Raw genomic sequence first — 15,099 nt, forward strand, 5'->3', positions numbered from 1 at the left:
GTGACCACGAGAATCCATAAAACTAAAGAGTGCGCAGGTGACCAGTAATGATAGAGATCAAGGCATCCAAACTTAGCAACGGCGAATTTAACCGCGGGGTATTCGCCAAGCAGGATATTCCCAAGGGGACTATGTTCCATGAAGCTCCGGTCGTTCCCTACCTCAATGAAGACCATGAACACATCGAACAAACGATCCTGGCGGATTATGTGTTTGAATACGGGGCGAACCATACCGCCATTCTTCTGGGGTACGGCAGTCTGTTCAACCACTCCTATACACCGAATGCCACCTATGAGCTGAACTTCGACCAGCACACGGTGGACTTCTATGCCTATACGGATATCAAGGCGGGGGAAGAGATCCTGATCAACTACAATGGCGAAGTCGACTGCAATGATCCGCTGTGGTTCCTAGAAGAAGCTGCAGAAGAAGGCGGCGAAGTGAAGGAAGACGAAACCGAAGGCAAAAAAGAACAATAATCCTCAAGCTTCTAGCGCGGCGAAGCCACGTCCGAGTGCCGCGCGGGAGCACCGCTGCCCTCCCCAGCTCTGAAAATTCCCCAAGCAGGCAGTGCCAATTTTTAATGCGGAGGAAGAGCAGCATGAGCCAATTCAGCAATAGTTTTCATCTTAAAACGTCCGATCCAACCAAGGCAGTAACTCTTCTGAACGATGCTCAAGTAACAGGGTATGTCTATGAGGAGCACAATGGCTGGGTAACCTTCGCGGCCGAATATAAGGGTAGACATATCGATGAATTACTAAGTGAATATAATCCAGGCATCCTGGTTCATTATGTTTATCTTGAAGACCATATGTGGACATTAACAATATACAATAAAGACGAGCTTGTATTTCATTATAAGGCGGACTGGGCCGGATCAGCTTTACTTATAGAGAAGGATCTGTTCGATCTCGAATTTTTGGAAGAACTGGTGCTACAGCAAGGCAATAGTACAAGTGGCCTGGAACCAATCTTCGACTTTAAAGATAGCCCAATAAACGCTGAAAACCCGCCGGCCTATCTAATTGCACAAAGACTCGGATTATCTCATTTTGAATATGTATCCCCGGATTATTTGAGTAATTTGGACGAGGAACAGTTGGAGGAAGAGGGCATAGTCGCGGTTGGATTAGTATAGGAGGGTTATGCCGCGGAGGAAGGACCCGGATATAAACGCAAGGCTTCTCCACAACGGCTCAACACACCAAAAACCTTGCTTCGGCCTGTCGGCCTGAGCAAGGTTTTTGTGTGGGGGAGCGCGGTCACGGTTGGCGTCGGGTCCGCCAAGCCTGCGCGGCGGTGCGCAGCAGGATGGCGACACCGACCGACCCGGCCGCGCACAGCAGCAAGGAGAGGAGCGACCGCAGCGTGATGGAGGCCACCGGCGCGGTCAGGTCAGCGATCCAGACGGCTGCTTGGAGCACAAGGGCATGAGCCAGGTAAGCCGTGTACGAGTAGCTTCCCATGAGCTTGACGAGGCGCTGCAGGGAGCTCGGGGCATTCGCGGCGAAGCGGATAGCCAAGGCGTGCATGGCCACCACGGAGACGATCAGGAATACCGCCATGTGAGGCTGTACGAGGAACGTATCGTTATACCGCATAACGAGCTTCGGCTGGAGTTCAAAATGCGAGACGATCCGGTAGAGCAGATACAAAATGACGGCCGCGTAGGCTGCCAGGATCGCATAATGCCGGCGGGCAATCCATTCTTTCCACCGGGGCAGATATAGTCCGGCCGCGGCACCGAGCACGAAGTAGTACAGGAAATACCAGGCGTTGCGGTCCCTGTAGTCCCCGAACAAATCCGAGAGGACAGGCAGATGCAGGGCGATCATCGCGTCATCGACGAAGCTGTGGTGTCCGCTGTACCCGATGTACAGCAGGCCGAGGAGCACTAGAACCAGGGCGCCTTTGCTGCCCACCCAGCGGTCCACCCGGAGAATCGCCAGACGCAGCAGCGGAAACAAAAGATACAACTGGAACGTCATGATAATGTACCAGAAATGGTAAGAGGCTTCCCCGGTGAAGAGCAGCCTCCCGAAGGTTCGGGCGCCCTCCCAGGAAGCGAAAGCCGTCCCCCCCATAACCAGCAGCGCATACAGCGCGGCCCAGGGCAGGTAGGGCAGCAGGATATCCTTGCTCCGCTTACGGAGGAACGGACCGTACTCGACTCCGCCTTCGTAGTTATAGAACAGAACAAGTCCCGTAATAAAAATAAACAGCGGCACGGCAAACTTCGCGAGCAGAAGCAGGATGGCGAGCAGAACCCCATCGGCCAAAGGCAGATTCGGTGCATAAGCGTAATGACCGACGACATGCTGCATCACCACGGCGAGGAAGGCGAATCCGCGGAGGTAATCGATTTCTTCGATGACAGGCTTTCTTGGGCTCATGGGCTCTCCTTTAGGGGGGTATAGCATGCTTTCCATTATAGGCGGAATGGCGGCCGATTTCACCCCTGTATTTGGCAGGGGGAAGAGCGTCCCTGAACAGGGTAGGTTCCGTTATAATCAATATAAGGAACCCCTACGGGGCAACTCGTGGATGGACCCTGGAATCATTCTGTTCATAGAGCATATAGTTAGTAGCTTAGGTAACTCATGAGCTGCTTTATTCAATCTCTTGTTAGTGCCCGAGAAGACAACCAATGGAGGACCGGAGCCTTGATTCCACAAGTCAAAAAAACTAGCGATGATATGACCCTGAAGACCAAGTACCTGATGTACCCGGCTTCGCTGCTGTATGGCGCTACCATTGCGTTCGGCATTCCTTATCTGTGGAGATACGCCCTGCTGGCTCTGCTCACGGCAGCACTGACTTTCTTGATCGATGAGCCGATCCGGGGGCGGGTCAGAAAAGGAATTACGGTGCTGCTGTTTCTATTTTTGGTGGGGACGCTGACCGGCTTGGTGCTCATGGTGTTGAAGCTGCTCCTGCTGACAGCCTGGAATGGATAAAACCGAAGCGTTGGAGAGCCCTGCGGCTTCCTGGCCTGCTAGAGGGGACGTACGCTGGTACGGATAGGGGGTCAGCCCCCTATGCAAGAAAAAACAGGCGGAACGCACAGCGTTCCGCCTGTTAAGTATACGTCAAGCTATGTATTTGCAGTGGGATGCTCACTACCGCCAGTTATCTGCCGCTTAGCCCGGTGCCGCCGCCAAAGGAAGGCGCATACTGCAGCTCCTGGTCGAATGTTACATAATCGAGATTCACCATTAGCAGCAAATAACGCATTCCCGTCGCCGGATCGCTGATGATGATGTGGTCGCGGCCCGCGGCTTCGAGCCGCCCCTTGAAGATTTTGGCATTCCACTGCGAATTGTTCTCGTAGGTCATGTACAGCGTGGCGACTTTGCCGAGGTTCAGGCGTAGAATGTTCTCGATATAAGACTGTTCGATCGGGAGCTGGCCTGGCGCAGGAGGAGCGGAAGGGACTCCGGGTACCGGGTAGCCTGGAGGCCCTGGAGGCGGGAATGCGCTGCCGGGCATGGGTGACGGCATGCCATGGCCTGCCGGAGAACCGCCGGGTACGGCAGGATGGCCGGGGTGGCCCGCAGGGCCTGTGCCGATGGGATAACGGTAGTTGTACATGGTTCGAAGGAACCTCCTCAGAGCTCGCAGCGGGACGCTGCTTAATGGGATAAATGCATAGGCACACAATTCATTCTATGAGAAGACGCCGGATTTCTTGACTGGGCGGCCTTGTTTTTTTTGGGGGCGCCATCGCGGGAACGGTCCAGATGCCTGAGACCGGAGGCCTCCCCGGCGGTACTAGGGGAAGTTAGTACTTACCGTACGCTGCGGAAGTCTTACAATAAAGATAAGATCTTTGAATGGAATGGTGAGCGATGCGGGCATTGGTAACCGGCGGGACCGGGTTTCTCGGAGGAAGGCTGGCGCAGCGGCTGGCGATGCTGGGGTGGGATGTGACGGTACTGGGGCGGAGCGAGGAGAAGGGCAGGGCGTTGTCTAGGAAAGGGATCCGCTTTGTGCGGGCGGATCTCTGCGACCGGGAGCGGACCGAAGCGGCCTGTGCCGGGGCGGATACCGTGTTCCATTGTGCTGCGTTCACTTCGCCGTGGGGCGCAGCCAGCGAATACTACGCGAGCAATGTAACGGCCACCCGGCATCTGATCGGCGGCTGCCTGCGGCAGGGAGTAGAGCGGATGGTGCATGTGTCCACCGCCGGGATTTACTTCGATTACACGGACCGGCTGGAGGTAAGCGAGCGGAGTACGCTTCCCGCCCGCCCGGCGAATGCGTATCTGTATACGAAGCGGCTGGCGGAGCAGGAGGTGGAGTCGGCTGGCCGGCTCGGCCTGCGAACGGTGACCGTCCGTCCGCAGGCTATCATAGGCCCTGGCGGCGGGGCTTCCCTGCAGCGGCTGCTCCGGGCGAATGCCCGGCAGGGACTGCCTCTGATCGACGGCGGACAGGCGGTGGTGGACTTCACCTACATCGACAATGCGGTCGATGCGCTCCTTCTCTGCCAGGCGGCCCCCTCTTCGGCGCTGGGCCGGGTGTATAACATCTCGAACGGGGAACCGGTCCGTCTGGCGCATATCCTGCCGAGGCTGCTCGAGAGCCTAGGCGAGAAGCTGCGGGCCAGGCGGCTGTCTTATGGGGCGGCTTACGGGCTGGCAGCCGCGATGGAAGCGGCCTCCCAGTTCAGAGGAGGCCGGCCGGAGCCGCTGCTCACCCGCTACATGGTCGGTGTCCTCGGCCGCAGCCTGACGGTGGATATCCGTGCGGCCCGCGACGAGCTCGGTTACGACCCGCGGATTCTGGCGGCGGAAGGGTTGGTCCGCTTGGCCGAATCCCGGCAGCGGGGATGACGGATGCAGGGAGCGGCAGGGGGGCTCCGCGCTGGCTTTGGCCTTCTTCTTGTGCCACAATACGAAGTGCAGACGGGCAGGAAGAGGAGGGAGTTGGCGTGAAGAAGGGGAGCAAGGCAGGGCCTGCTAAGGTGTCCGGAGGGCCGATCGCACTCGTGACGGGAGCCTCAAGCGGTCTCGGGCTGCGCATTGCAGTGGCTTTGGCGGTGGAGGGTTACCTGGTGGTCGCCGCTATGCGGGATACGGGCCGGAGCGATGCGCTGCTGGCGGCTGCCCGCAGCAGCGGGGCGGAGGAGAGGATCGACTGCCGGGAGCTGGATGTGTGCGACGAAGAAGCCGTGAACCGGACGGTTCCCGCGGTCATGGCGGCGTACGGCGGATTGGATGTCCTCGTCAACAATGCAGGCTTTGCGGTCGGCGGTTATGTCGAAGACATCCCGATGGAAGCCTGGCGGGCCCAGCTCGAGACGAATTTCTTCGGGCTGGTCGCAGTGACGAGGGCCGTGCTTCCCGCGATGAGGCAGCAGCGAAGGGGCCGGATCTTGAACATCTCCTCGATCAGCGGAAGGGCGGGCTTCCCCGGGTATGCCCCCTATGCCGCTTCGAAGTTTGCGGTAGAAGGATTCAGTGAAGCGCTGCGGCTGGAGATGCAGCCTTATGGCGTGGATGTCGTGCTTCTCGAGCCGGGAGCCTACCGGACCGAGATTTGGCGCAAAGGCTTCGAGGGCATCCATGCGCCGGAGCCGTCGCCTTACCGGCAGGAGCTGGAGGGCATTCTACGCTATTCGCAGCGGGCAGCCGAGACGGCTCCGGATCCCCAGGAGGTGGCTGATGCGGTGCTCCGGGTGCTTCGCGCCCGCCGGCCGAAGCTGCGTTATCCGCTGGGGAAGGGCACGGCGATGACGCTGCTGGGCCGGGCACTGCTGCCGTGGCGATGGTATGAACGCCTTGTGAGGCGTACGCTAAGGTGAGAATTCGCGCCAGCCGGGGCCGGAGAGCAGGAGACACACCAATAAGCAAGAGACACCAATAAGCACGAAGCGCAGACCGGTTAGGTCTGCGCTTTGAGATGTACCCGCGTACAGCGAAGCGGCAGGCGGGTTAGATGGATATGGGAAATGAGAATAAGAAATCGGATCGGAAAGTTGAACCCGAAACCAGATTAGAAATTGAAATTGTCCGGATCCGGCCCGAAGCGCTTGTTCTGGTTGAGGCCGTCGATCCGGGTCATGTCCTCATCGGACAGTTCGAAGTCGAACACACCCGCGTTCTCTTCGATCCGGTGCTTCTTCACAGATTTGGGAATCGTCGCTATGCCGTGCTGCAGATCCCAGCGAAGAATCACCTGCGCCGGCGATTTGCCGTGTTTCTCGGCGATCTCGGCCAGCAGCGGCAGATCCAGGTTGCCTTGCATCAGCGGGCTCCATGCCTGCAGTTGAATGTTGTGCTGACGGCAGAACGCGCGCAGCTCCGTCTGCTGAAGCAGCGGGTGGAACTCGACTTGGTTTACGGCCGGTACTACACCGCTGTCTTCGATAATGTCCTGCAGATGATGGGGCTGGAAGTTGCTTACGCCGATCGAGCGGACATGGCCTTCTTTTTGCAGGTGAACCAGCGCCTTCCAGGTGTCTTTATACTTGCCTGCCACCGGCCAGTGGATCAAGAGCAGGTCGATGACCTGAAGCCCGAGCTTGCGGCGGCTCTCTTCGAACGCCCGGAGGGTGGAGTCGTAGCCTTGATCCCCGTTCCAAATTTTGGTGGTGACGAACAAGAGGTCACGCGGAATACTGCTCTCTTGAAGCGCTTTGCCGACCCCTTCTTCATTCTTATATGCGGCTGCCGTATCGATCAAGCGGTAGCCTGTCTCAATCGCGTTCGTGACCGCCTGCACGACCTCGTCGCCGTCTTTCGTCTGCCAAACGCCCAGTCCGAGCCAAGGCATATGTACGCCGTCGTTCAACAGTGTTCTGTCGCCGATTTGCTGATAAGTTGTCATGAATACTCGTCCCTCCCTGGTATCGTAAAAGGTATGGAGCTCCCTCACCGTTCATCATATCACAGCGGGGGAAAGCTTCAAAAATACGCAGACCTTAGCCATTCTTTACCCGCCGGACGGGCTGCCGAATCACGCAGAAGGAGGGAGGTCGGCTCATATACAAGATAATCGGCTTCACCGTCCTTTACTGATATAAAAAAACCGTAGGGCTGCAAGCCCTGCAGGTTACACCGCCAGATGCCTGCGCACCTGCTCCTCGCTCAGATCAGCCGAGCTGCCTTCGGCCACAATGCCCCCTTTATCCAGCACATAATAGTAGTCGGCAATGGAGGTCGCGAACGATAGGCTCTGCTCGATGAGCAGGACGGACATCGCGCGGCTCCGCTTGATCGACTCGATGACGCGCTCGATATCCATCACGATGGAAGGCTGAATGCCTTCCATCGGTTCGTCGAGCAGGAGCAGCTTAGGCTCCGACACAAGCGCGCGGGCGATCGAGAGCTGCTGCTGCTGTCCGCCGCTGAGATCGCCGCCTTTGCGGTGGATCATCTCGCGGAGCACCGGAAACTTGTCGAACACGTGCCCGGGAATGCCCGCCCGGCGCAGCCTGGCGTCCGCCGCTTCGAGGCCGAGCAGCAGGTTCTCCTCAACCGTCAGCTGCGGAAAGACGTCCCGGCCCTGCGGCACATAACCGATGCCCGCCTTGGCCCTTCGGTCCGGGGCTGACTTCGTATACTCCTGTCCCCCGTACAAGATGGAGCCGCGCTTCGGCTTGATGAGCCCCATGACGGTTTTCATCAGCGTTGATTTGCCGACACCATTGCGCCCCATCAGACAGACGACCTGCCCGGGGGGCACGGTGAGGGAGACATCCCGCAGAATCATGCTTTCCCCGTATCCTGCCTCGAGATGCTTCAGCTCCAGAGACGCGCCGGATGACGTCCCCGCAGCCTTCACGGATGCTCCTTCTGTGCTTACCGATGGTTCAGTCATTGCGCTCGCCCCGCCTTCCCAAGTACACTTCCGCCACGCGGTCGTTATTCTGTACTTCCTCCATCGTGCCTTCGCACAGGACGGATCCTTCGTGCATGACCGTTACGGTCTTGGCGAACTGCCGCACGAATTCCATGTCATGCTCCACCACCACCACGGTCTGCTTGTCGGAGATGCGGTGCAGCAGCTCGCCGGTCTTCTCGGTCTCGCTGTCCGTCATTCCCGCCGCCGGTTCGTCGAGCAGGAGCAGCTCCGGCTCCTGGATGAGCAGCATGCCAATCTCCAGCCATTGTTTCTCCCCATGGGAGAGGGAGCCGGCTTTCTCCTTCGCTTTGTCCGTGAGACCGATCATCCCGAGATAATGATGCAGACGCTCGCGCTGCTCCGGCGTCGTCTTGGCCACCAGGGTGCTGAGCAGGCCGCGCTTCTGCCGCATGGAGAGCAGCAGGTTCTCCTGTACGGTCAGCGTGATGAAGATCGACGGGGCCTGGAACTTGCGTCCGATGCCGAGCTGCGCGATCTGGTGCTCCTGATGCCGCGCCAGATCGGTCTGTCCCTTGAAGAGGACTTGGCCCTTGGAGGGTTTGACCTTGCCGCATAGGACATCGAGCAGCGTCGTCTTGCCTGCGCCGTTCGGGCCGATCAGAAAGCGCAGTTCGCCTGCCGAGAGGGCAAAGTCTAGTCCGCGGATCGCTTTGAATCCATCAAAGCTCACTTCGAGCTTCTCCACGCGGACGATAGGCTCGGATACGCCCTTCCTTGGTGACGTTTCATTATAATGCATAGCCATCGGCCTTCCTCCTTTTCGGATATCCCGGGGTAAGGTATGGATTAATGAATAGCGTCCTTGCATAGGGGATTGCGGCTGCTGGTCTTATTGCGGCTTGGACGGTTCCGTGTAAGCCAGTGGGGGTTTGGACCCCAGCATGCCGGCAGGCCGCGCTCTCCCGGTTCTCCATTTGTCCGCCGCGTCTTGGACGGTGCCTATGATGCCTTTGGGGAAGAACAGCGTGACGACAATGAACAGCGCGCCCATCAGGAAGGGCCAGAACTCGGGATACGCTTCACTGAACGTCGTCTTCGCCGCGTTCGTGATCACGGTGCCGAGGATGGCCCCGATTACGGTGGCCCTGCCTCCGATAGCGACCCACAGCACCATCTCAATGGAGGGTACGATGCCCATCTGGGCAGGGGAGATAATCCCTTCCTGCAGGACGAACAGGATGCCGGACAAGCCGGCGAGCCCGGCGGAGACACAGTAGATGAACACTTTATAGGCTACCGGGTTGTAGCCGATGAAGCGGACGCGGTTCTCCGCGTCGCGCACGGCCACCAGAATCTTGCCAAGCCGGCTGGAGGCAAGCCAGAGGCATAGGAGCAGCGTCAAGCCGACGGCCGCCACTGTCACGTAATAGAGCATGAGCTTCACGGCGGGATCGCCGAGCGTCAGGCCGAGGAACGTATCGAAGCTCGTCAGTCCGTTGGTGCCGCCCGTATAGCCCTGCTGTCCCACGAACAGCGTCACCGTGATGATGACGAGCGCCTGGGACAGGATCGAGAAGAAGGTGCCGCGGATCCGGTTGCGGAACGTCAGGTAGCCGAGCACGAAAGCTGCGGCGGCCGGTACGAGGATAGCCAGAAGCAGGGCCAGCCCCGCCGATTGGAACGGAACCCAGAACCAGGGCAGCTCTTCCACGCCGCTCCATGACATGAAGTCAGGCAGGCTGTCCGGGGATGCGGCCAGCTTCAGGTGCATTGCCATGCAGTAGGCGCCGAGTCCGAAATACACCCCGTGGCCGAGGCTCAGGATCCCCGTATATCCCCAGATCAGGTCGAGGCCCATGGCCAGTACGGCATAAGAGAGGAATTTGCCGAGCAGGGAGAGCCGGAATTCGGAGAGCACCATGGGAGCGAGCAGCATCAAGGCCAGGAGCCCCAAGCTGAGAATGAGTTTGGTCTTGGTACTGGAGCTGTGCAGCATCATGAGGGTCAGCACTCCTTCCTTATCGGTATCGATTAATCGAGCGCGCGCGATTTCATCGTGACCAGCCCCGAAGGCCGCCACTGCAGGAACGCGATGATCAGCGTGAAGACGATCACCTTGGCCAGCGTGGCGCTGGTAGTATACTCGAAGGCGGTGCTTAGCACGCCGATGCCGAGCGCTCCGGCTACGGTGCCGACCAGCTTGCCGACGCCGCCGAGTACGACGACCATGAACGCGTCGACGATGTAGTAGGTGCCGATCGAAGGTCCGATGGGCCCGAGCAGCGTCAAGGCACAGCCAGCGATCCCGGCCATGCCGGAGCCGAGCGCGAAGCCGAGTGCGTCCACGCGGCCTGTCGAGATGCCGAGGCAGGCGGCCATGCCGCGGTTCTGCATCACGGCCTGCATGCTGCGCCCGCCGCGGGTGCGGTAGAGATAGAGGTAGATGGCGGTGATGCAGACGATGACAAGGGCGATGATGAACAGCCGCTTATAGGGCAGGGTCAGCTCCGTGGTGAGGGCAAGGCCGCCTTCCAGCCACTCCGGCGCTTGGACGGCGACATTAGGGGCGCCGAAGATCGTGCGCGCCAACTGCTGCAGCACCAGGGAGACGCCCCAGGTGGCGAGCAGGCTGTCGAGCGGACGTCCGTATAGGAAGCGGATCAGCGTCTTCTCTAGCAGCCAGCCGATCGCCGCAGCGACGATGAAGGCGGCGAGGAGCGAGAGAATGAAGTAGTAGCCGAACGCCGAAGCGGGCAGCATCTTCTGGAAGAAGCCTTGAATCATGTACGTCATATAGGCGCCGATCATGATGAATTCGCCATGCGCCATATTGATGACGTTCATGAGGCCGAAGGTGATGGCGAGGCCAAGGGCGATTAAAAGCAGGATGGAGCTGAGCGAGATGCCGTTGAAGAGCTGGAGCAGAAGCAGGCTCATCGTCTATGCCTCCTTTGGGGCTGTTGAGTCTAATCGATTCGTGCAGGACGGGCAGGGCAGGGAGGTAAAACCGAGGGACTGCCCGAAGGCAGCCCCTTTTTATGTTTCTGTCTGAGGTTCCGAGGTCGTTGTCGCTTGTCACATGGTTCCTTGCGTTCCCCCTACTTCTTGGTCACTTTGGCGCCCCACGGGTAGCTCTTCAGGAAGGGGTCCGGCTTCTTCGGTTCCCCGGAGTTCCATACTTCCTTGAACTGTCCGTCCGCCTGGACTTCGCCGATTCTTACGGTTTTGTAGACGTGCTGGTTGTCGCCGTCGATCTTGACCTTGCCGCCGGGGGCATTCCATTCGATGCCCTTGGCCGCTTCCTTTACCTTGTCGACTTCGAAGGAGCCCGCCTTCTTCACCGCTTCCGCCCACAGATAGACGCCGAAGTAGCCGGCTTCGATCGGATCATCGGTTACGCGGTCCTTGCCGTATTTCGCTTTATAGGCTTCGACGAACTTCTTGTTCTCCGGCGTATCGGTCGTCTGGAAGTAGTTCCATGCGGCATAGTGTCCTTCGAGGACGGAGGCGCCGATCCCGCGGATTTCCTCCTCGGCGACCGAGACGGACAGGGTGGTGAGATCCTTGGAGGAGATGCCTGCGTCCTTCAGCTGTTTGAAGAAGGCCACGTTGCTGTCTCCGTTCAGGGTATTGAAGACGACATCAGGCTTTTCCTTCTTGATTTTCGAAATGATCGTATTGTAATCCGTATGGCCAAGCGGCGTATATTCTTCTGCAATCAGCGTTCCGCCCTCCGCCTTCAGCTGTTCCTTGATAATCTTGTTGGCCGTTCTAGGGAAGACATAGTCGGAGCCGAGGAGGAAGAACTTCTTGCCCTTGTTCTCGAGCAGCCAGGAGACCGCAGGTACGATCTGCTGGTTGGTGGTCGCGCCGGTATAGAAGATGTTCGGAGAGGCTTCGAGGCCTTCATATTGTACAGGGTAGAAGAACAGCCCCTTGTTCTGCTCGATAACCGGCAGTACCGCTTTGCGGCTCGCCGATGTCCATCCGCCGAAGATCACGACGGCTTTGTCCTTCTGGAGGAGCTTCTTCGTTTTCTCCGCAAAGGTCGGCCAATCGGAGGCGCCGTCTTCGACGATCGGCTTGATCTGCTTGCCGAGCACGCCGCCCGCCTTGTTGATCTCTTCGATCGCCATCAGGGTCGCATCCCGTACCGATACTTCGCTGATGGACATGGTTCCGGTCAGGGAGTGAAGAACGCCCACCGGGACGGTGTCGCCGCCGGATGCCGCAGTCCCGGACTTCGGTTCAGCGGTTGTGCCGGAACCGGAGGTGGCTGTCGGCTTGGCGGCGCAGCCGGCCAGCAACGCGGACAGCGACAAGCTGACGGCCAGTAGTGCGGTGAGTCCTCTTGTTCTAGGTTTCATTGATTCCACTCCCCCATAATGTTGGTAGTTCACCGTGAATCCTCATATCCAGGATGGAAAAGCCAGGAAGCTGAAGCAACTCACATGCCCTACTATAGGGGAATGATATTTGTGTGTCAATATAGTTAACATAAAATGTTTATCTTTTGGAATTTGTTCTTTTTGATCCGTCATGGTGTTATATATGCCTGATATATTTCCAAAATTCGGGGGAAAAGCGGATTATCTTATCTTTTTCATGTAATTTAAAATTACATAAAAGGTTTACAGAGGTTGGAATGGCGAATATAATAGAGATAAGAAAACATGAATATTCGGGTTTAAGAGCAAACGGTTGATTAATCGAAGGATAGGATGGAGGCCTGACATGTACCTGACAGAAAGGGAGAAGGAAAAGCTGTTGATTACGGTAGCGGCCGATCTTGCAAGGCGGCGGCTGGCCCGCGGCGTCAAGCTGAACTATCCGGAGAGCGTGGCGCTGATTACATCGGAGATTATGGAAGGAGCCCGGGACGGCCTCACCGTAGCCCATTTGATGCAGTATGGTACCACCGTGCTGACCTCAGACCAAGTCATGGAGGGTGTGCCGGAGATGATCCACGAGGTGCAGGTGGAGGCGACATTCCCGGACGGTACGAAGCTCGTCACTGTGCATCAGCCGATTCGTGCGCAAGCCGCAGCCGGCAGCGAGAATCCTTAGTAAGCAATATATGTAAGCATAGATGACATTACTACATGTCCGGGTGAATCCGGCACAGGGAAGGGAGCGGGAAGTTTATGATTCCAGGGGAATACCGCGTACGGACTGGCAGTATTGAACTCAACGCCGGCAAGGAGAAAGCGGATCTTATCATTGTCAATACGGGAGACCGTCCCGTTCAGGTGGGCTCGCACTACCATTTCTTTGAAGTGAACCGCGCCCTGCAGTTTGACCGTGAGGCCGCCTTCGGCATGCGTCTGGATATTCCGGCCGGTACCGCCGTCCGCTTCGAGCCCGGTGAGGAGAAGCCAGTGAAGCTGGTGGAGCTGGGGGGAGACCGGTTGTCGTACGGCTTGAACCATCTCTCCAGAGGCAGCGTGCGCCGGGGACAGCTGAGCGGACCGGTCCGGATTCGGTTGACCGAATGGGAGGAGGGCATGTAATTGGCGCATATGGACCGTAATGCCTACGCTCTAACCTTCGGGCCGACGACAGGGGATGCCGTGCGGCTGGCGGATACGGAATTGTGGGCGGTGGTTGAGGAGGACCGCACCGTCTACGGGGACGAGTGCAAATTCGGCGGCGGCAAAGTCATCCGGGACGGAATGGGGCAATCGAGCCGCCATACGCGGGATCAGGGCGTGCTCGACACCTTGATTACGAACGCGTTGATCATTGATCACAGCGGCATTGTCAAGGCGGATATCGGCATCAAGGATGGCCTCATCATCGGGATTGGCAAAGCGGGCAACCCGGATATCATGGACGGAGTGGATCCGAATATGATCGTCGGAGCTTCGACGGAAGTCATTGCGGGTGAGGGGAAGATCATTACGGCGGGCGGGATCGACACGCACATTCATTATATATGTCCGCAGCAGATCGAAACGGCGCTCTCTTCCGGTGTGACGACCATGATTGGCGGCGGCACGGGACCCGCGGCCGGCACAAGCGCTACGACCTGCACCCCGGGGGCTTGGCACATGTACCGGATGCTCGAAGCGGCAGAGGCGTTCCCGATGAATCTCGGCTTTACCGGCAAAGGGAATGCCTCGTTCCCTGAGCCCCTCGCCGAGCAGGTGGAGGCGGGAGCCATCGGCCTGAAGCTTCACGAGGACTGGGGGACGACGCCGGCAGCCATCGACACGTGTCTCGGTGTAGCCGACCGGTATGACGTTCAGGTCGCGATCCATACGGATACGCTGAACGAGTCGGGCTTCGTGGAGGATACGGTCCGGGCGATCGGCGGTCGTACGATTCATACCTATCATACGGAAGGGGCAGGGGGAGGGCATGCGCCGGATATTATCCGGATCGCCTCGGAGCTGAACGTGCTTCCCTCCTCCACGAACCCTACCCGTCCTTATACGGTGAATACGGTCGAAGAACACCTTGACATGCTCATGGTATGCCACCATCTCGACAGCCGGATTCCCGAAGACGTCGCGTTCGCCGACTCCCGGATCCGGCCTGAGACGATCGCAGCGGAAGACATTCTGCACGATATGGGCGTCTTCTCGATGATCTCCTCCGATTCCCAGGCGATGGGAAGGGTGGGAGAGGTCATCACCCGCACCTGGCAGACAGCGGATAAGATGAAGCAACAGCGCGGACATCTGCCTACACCGGATGAGGGGGCGGCCCCGGACCCACAAGAGGAGAATGACAACTTCCGCATCAAACGCTATGTGGCGAAGTACACGATCAATCCGGCGATCACCCATGGCATCTCCCATTTGGTCGGTTCCGTAGAAACAGGCAAGCTCGCCGATCTTGTCGTGTGGACGCCCGCCTTCTTCGGCGTGAAGCCCGACATGGTGGTGAAGGGCGGCATGATCGCCTTCGCCCAGATGGGCGATCCGAATGCTTCGATTCCGACGCCGCAGCCGGTCTTCGGGCGTCCGATGTTCGGCGCCTTCGGCCGCGCGCTGAACCACTGCATCACCTTCGTATCGCAGGCCGCTTACGATAAGGGCGTACACCGCGAGCTCGGTCTGCAGAAGCGTATCGAGCCGGTGAAAAACTGCCGCAGCGTAACGAAGAAGGATATGATCCATAACGGGGAGACGCCGAAGATTGAGGTGAATCCCGACACGTATGAAGTCAAGGTGGACGGGAAGGCCGTGACATGCGACCCGGTCAGCGTGCTGCCGATGGCGCAGCGTTACTTCTTATTCTAAGGAGAGGCCATGGGCAGAGCTGCTGAATTCGTACATA

At 58.4% G+C, this 15,099-nt stretch carries 16 protein-coding genes; 8 read left to right on the forward strand and 8 right to left on the reverse strand.

The annotated features are described in order from the left end of the window. The first annotated feature begins 47 nt into the window (after window positions 1-47). Entirely contained in the window at window positions 48-482 is a 435-nt protein-coding gene (locus O9H32_RS22980) for an SET domain-containing protein (RefSeq protein WP_269868455.1), read from the forward strand. A gap of 122 nt (window positions 483-604) precedes the next feature. Further along, a complete protein-coding gene (locus tag O9H32_RS22985; RefSeq protein WP_269868456.1) occupies window positions 605-1,144 on the forward strand; it encodes a hypothetical protein in 540 nt (179 codons plus the stop codon). 124 nt (window positions 1,145-1,268) lie between these two features. Here O9H32_RS22985 and O9H32_RS22990 read toward each other — a convergent pair whose 3' ends face one another. Continuing rightward, window positions 1,269-2,399 carry an acyltransferase gene (locus O9H32_RS22990; RefSeq protein WP_269868457.1) on the reverse strand — a complete coding sequence of 377 codons (1,131 nt, stop codon included), beginning with the start codon at window positions 2,397-2,399 and terminating at the stop codon, window positions 1,269-1,271. A gap of 270 nt (window positions 2,400-2,669) precedes the next feature. Here O9H32_RS22990 and O9H32_RS22995 point away from each other — a divergent pair, with 270 nt between their 5' ends. Further along, window positions 2,670-2,963, forward strand: a complete 294-nt coding sequence (locus O9H32_RS22995; RefSeq protein WP_269868458.1) for a hypothetical protein — start codon at window positions 2,670-2,672, stop codon at window positions 2,961-2,963. 172 nt (window positions 2,964-3,135) lie between these two features. Here O9H32_RS22995 and gerQ read toward each other — a convergent pair whose 3' ends face one another. After that, on the reverse strand, window positions 3,136-3,597 hold the full coding sequence (gerQ, locus tag O9H32_RS23000; RefSeq protein WP_269868459.1) for a spore coat protein GerQ: 462 nt from the start codon (window positions 3,595-3,597) through the stop codon (window positions 3,136-3,138). Window positions 3,598-3,854: 257 nt separating this feature from the next. Here gerQ and O9H32_RS23005 point away from each other — a divergent pair, with 257 nt between their 5' ends. Both O9H32_RS23005 and O9H32_RS23010 read left to right on the forward strand, forming a co-directional pair. Further along, the gene (locus tag O9H32_RS23005) at window positions 3,855-4,841 is read left to right on the forward strand and encodes an NAD-dependent epimerase/dehydratase family protein (RefSeq protein WP_269868460.1); all 987 of its coding nucleotides are present in this window, start codon (window positions 3,855-3,857) and stop codon (window positions 4,839-4,841) included. A gap of 98 nt (window positions 4,842-4,939) precedes the next feature. After that, on the forward strand, window positions 4,940-5,812 hold the full coding sequence (locus O9H32_RS23010; protein ID WP_269868461.1) for an SDR family oxidoreductase: 873 nt from the start codon (window positions 4,940-4,942) through the stop codon (window positions 5,810-5,812). A 191-nt stretch (window positions 5,813-6,003) separates the two neighbouring features. Here the strand turns inward: O9H32_RS23010 and O9H32_RS23015 are convergent, their stop codons facing one another. The 6 genes from O9H32_RS23015 to urtA form a co-directional block, all read right to left on the reverse strand. After that, complete coding sequence (locus tag O9H32_RS23015; protein WP_269868462.1) at window positions 6,004-6,837, reverse strand: aldo/keto reductase; 834 nt, start codon at window positions 6,835-6,837, stop codon at window positions 6,004-6,006. 225 nt (window positions 6,838-7,062) lie between these two features. Then, window positions 7,063-7,830 carry an urea ABC transporter ATP-binding subunit UrtE gene (urtE, locus tag O9H32_RS23020; protein ID WP_269868463.1) on the reverse strand — a complete coding sequence of 256 codons (768 nt, stop codon included), beginning with the start codon at window positions 7,828-7,830 and terminating at the stop codon, window positions 7,063-7,065. Then, window positions 7,823-8,620 carry an urea ABC transporter ATP-binding protein UrtD gene (gene urtD, locus O9H32_RS23025; protein WP_269868464.1) on the reverse strand — a complete coding sequence of 266 codons (798 nt, stop codon included), beginning with the start codon at window positions 8,618-8,620 and terminating at the stop codon, window positions 7,823-7,825. Before urtD ends, urtE begins: the two co-directional genes overlap by 8 nt. An 84-nt stretch (window positions 8,621-8,704) precedes the next feature. Next, window positions 8,705-9,814: an urea ABC transporter permease subunit UrtC gene (urtC, locus tag O9H32_RS23030; protein ID WP_269868465.1), complete on the reverse strand. Its 1,110-nt coding sequence runs from the start codon at window positions 9,812-9,814 to the stop codon at window positions 8,705-8,707. Window positions 9,815-9,846: 32 nt separating this feature from the next. Continuing rightward, a complete protein-coding gene (urtB, locus tag O9H32_RS23035; protein WP_269868466.1) occupies window positions 9,847-10,752 on the reverse strand; it encodes an urea ABC transporter permease subunit UrtB in 906 nt (301 codons plus the stop codon). A 161-nt stretch (window positions 10,753-10,913) separates the two neighbouring features. After that, window positions 10,914-12,182 (reverse strand): urea ABC transporter substrate-binding protein, encoded by a 1,269-nt coding sequence (gene urtA, locus O9H32_RS23040; protein WP_269868467.1) that lies wholly within the window; start codon window positions 12,180-12,182, stop codon window positions 10,914-10,916. Window positions 12,183-12,549: 367 nt separating this feature from the next. On the opposite strand from urtA, the gene ureA reads away from it, so the two are divergent. The 3 genes from ureA (at window position 12,550) to ureC (ending at window position 15,062) form a co-directional block, all read left to right on the forward strand. Further along, window positions 12,550-12,882, forward strand: a complete 333-nt coding sequence (ureA, locus tag O9H32_RS23045) for an urease subunit gamma (RefSeq protein WP_269868468.1) — start codon at window positions 12,550-12,552, stop codon at window positions 12,880-12,882. A 77-nt stretch (window positions 12,883-12,959) separates the two neighbouring features. Beyond that, on the forward strand, window positions 12,960-13,325 hold the full coding sequence (locus O9H32_RS23050) for an urease subunit beta (protein ID WP_269868469.1): 366 nt from the start codon (window positions 12,960-12,962) through the stop codon (window positions 13,323-13,325). 9 nt (window positions 13,326-13,334) lie between these two features. Further along, window positions 13,335-15,062, forward strand: a complete 1,728-nt coding sequence (gene ureC, locus O9H32_RS23055) for an urease subunit alpha (protein WP_406627368.1) — start codon at window positions 13,335-13,337, stop codon at window positions 15,060-15,062. Window positions 15,063-15,099 lie beyond the last annotated feature (37 nt).

The sequence above is a fragment of the Paenibacillus caseinilyticus genome (genome assembly GCF_027533645.1).
GTDB classification, from domain to species: Bacteria; Bacillota; Bacilli; order Paenibacillales; family NBRC-103111; genus Paenibacillus_G; species Paenibacillus_G caseinilyticus.

Coding starts and splice junctions, on each gene's coding strand:
- urtE (WP_269868463.1), bottom strand. CDS start 7,830: ATGACTGAACCATCGGTAAGCACAGAAGGAGCATCCGTGAAGGCTGCG.
- urtC (WP_269868465.1), bottom strand. CDS start 9,814: ATGATGCTGCACAGCTCCAGTACCAAGACCAAACTCATTCTCAGCTTG.
- O9H32_RS23005 (WP_269868460.1), top strand. CDS start 3,855: ATGCGGGCATTGGTAACCGGCGGGACCGGGTTTCTCGGAGGAAGGCTG.
- ureC (WP_406627368.1), top strand. CDS start 13,335: ATGGACCGTAATGCCTACGCTCTAACCTTCGGGCCGACGACAGGGGAT.
- O9H32_RS22990 (WP_269868457.1), bottom strand. CDS start 2,399: ATGAGCCCAAGAAAGCCTGTCATCGAAGAAATCGATTACCTCCGCGGA.
- ureA (WP_269868468.1), top strand. CDS start 12,550: ATGTACCTGACAGAAAGGGAGAAGGAAAAGCTGTTGATTACGGTAGCG.
- urtD (WP_269868464.1), bottom strand. CDS start 8,620: ATGGCTATGCATTATAATGAAACGTCACCAAGGAAGGGCGTATCCGAG.
- urtB (WP_269868466.1), bottom strand. CDS start 10,752: ATGAGCCTGCTTCTGCTCCAGCTCTTCAACGGCATCTCGCTCAGCTCC.
- O9H32_RS23050 (WP_269868469.1), top strand. CDS start 12,960: ATGATTCCAGGGGAATACCGCGTACGGACTGGCAGTATTGAACTCAAC.
- O9H32_RS22980 (WP_269868455.1), top strand. CDS start 48: ATGATAGAGATCAAGGCATCCAAACTTAGCAACGGCGAATTTAACCGC.
- gerQ (WP_269868459.1), bottom strand. CDS start 3,597: ATGTACAACTACCGTTATCCCATCGGCACAGGCCCTGCGGGCCACCCC.
- urtA (WP_269868467.1), bottom strand. CDS start 12,182: ATGAAACCTAGAACAAGAGGACTCACCGCACTACTGGCCGTCAGCTTG.
- O9H32_RS23015 (WP_269868462.1), bottom strand. CDS start 6,837: ATGACAACTTATCAGCAAATCGGCGACAGAACACTGTTGAACGACGGC.
- O9H32_RS22985 (WP_269868456.1), top strand. CDS start 605: ATGAGCCAATTCAGCAATAGTTTTCATCTTAAAACGTCCGATCCAACC.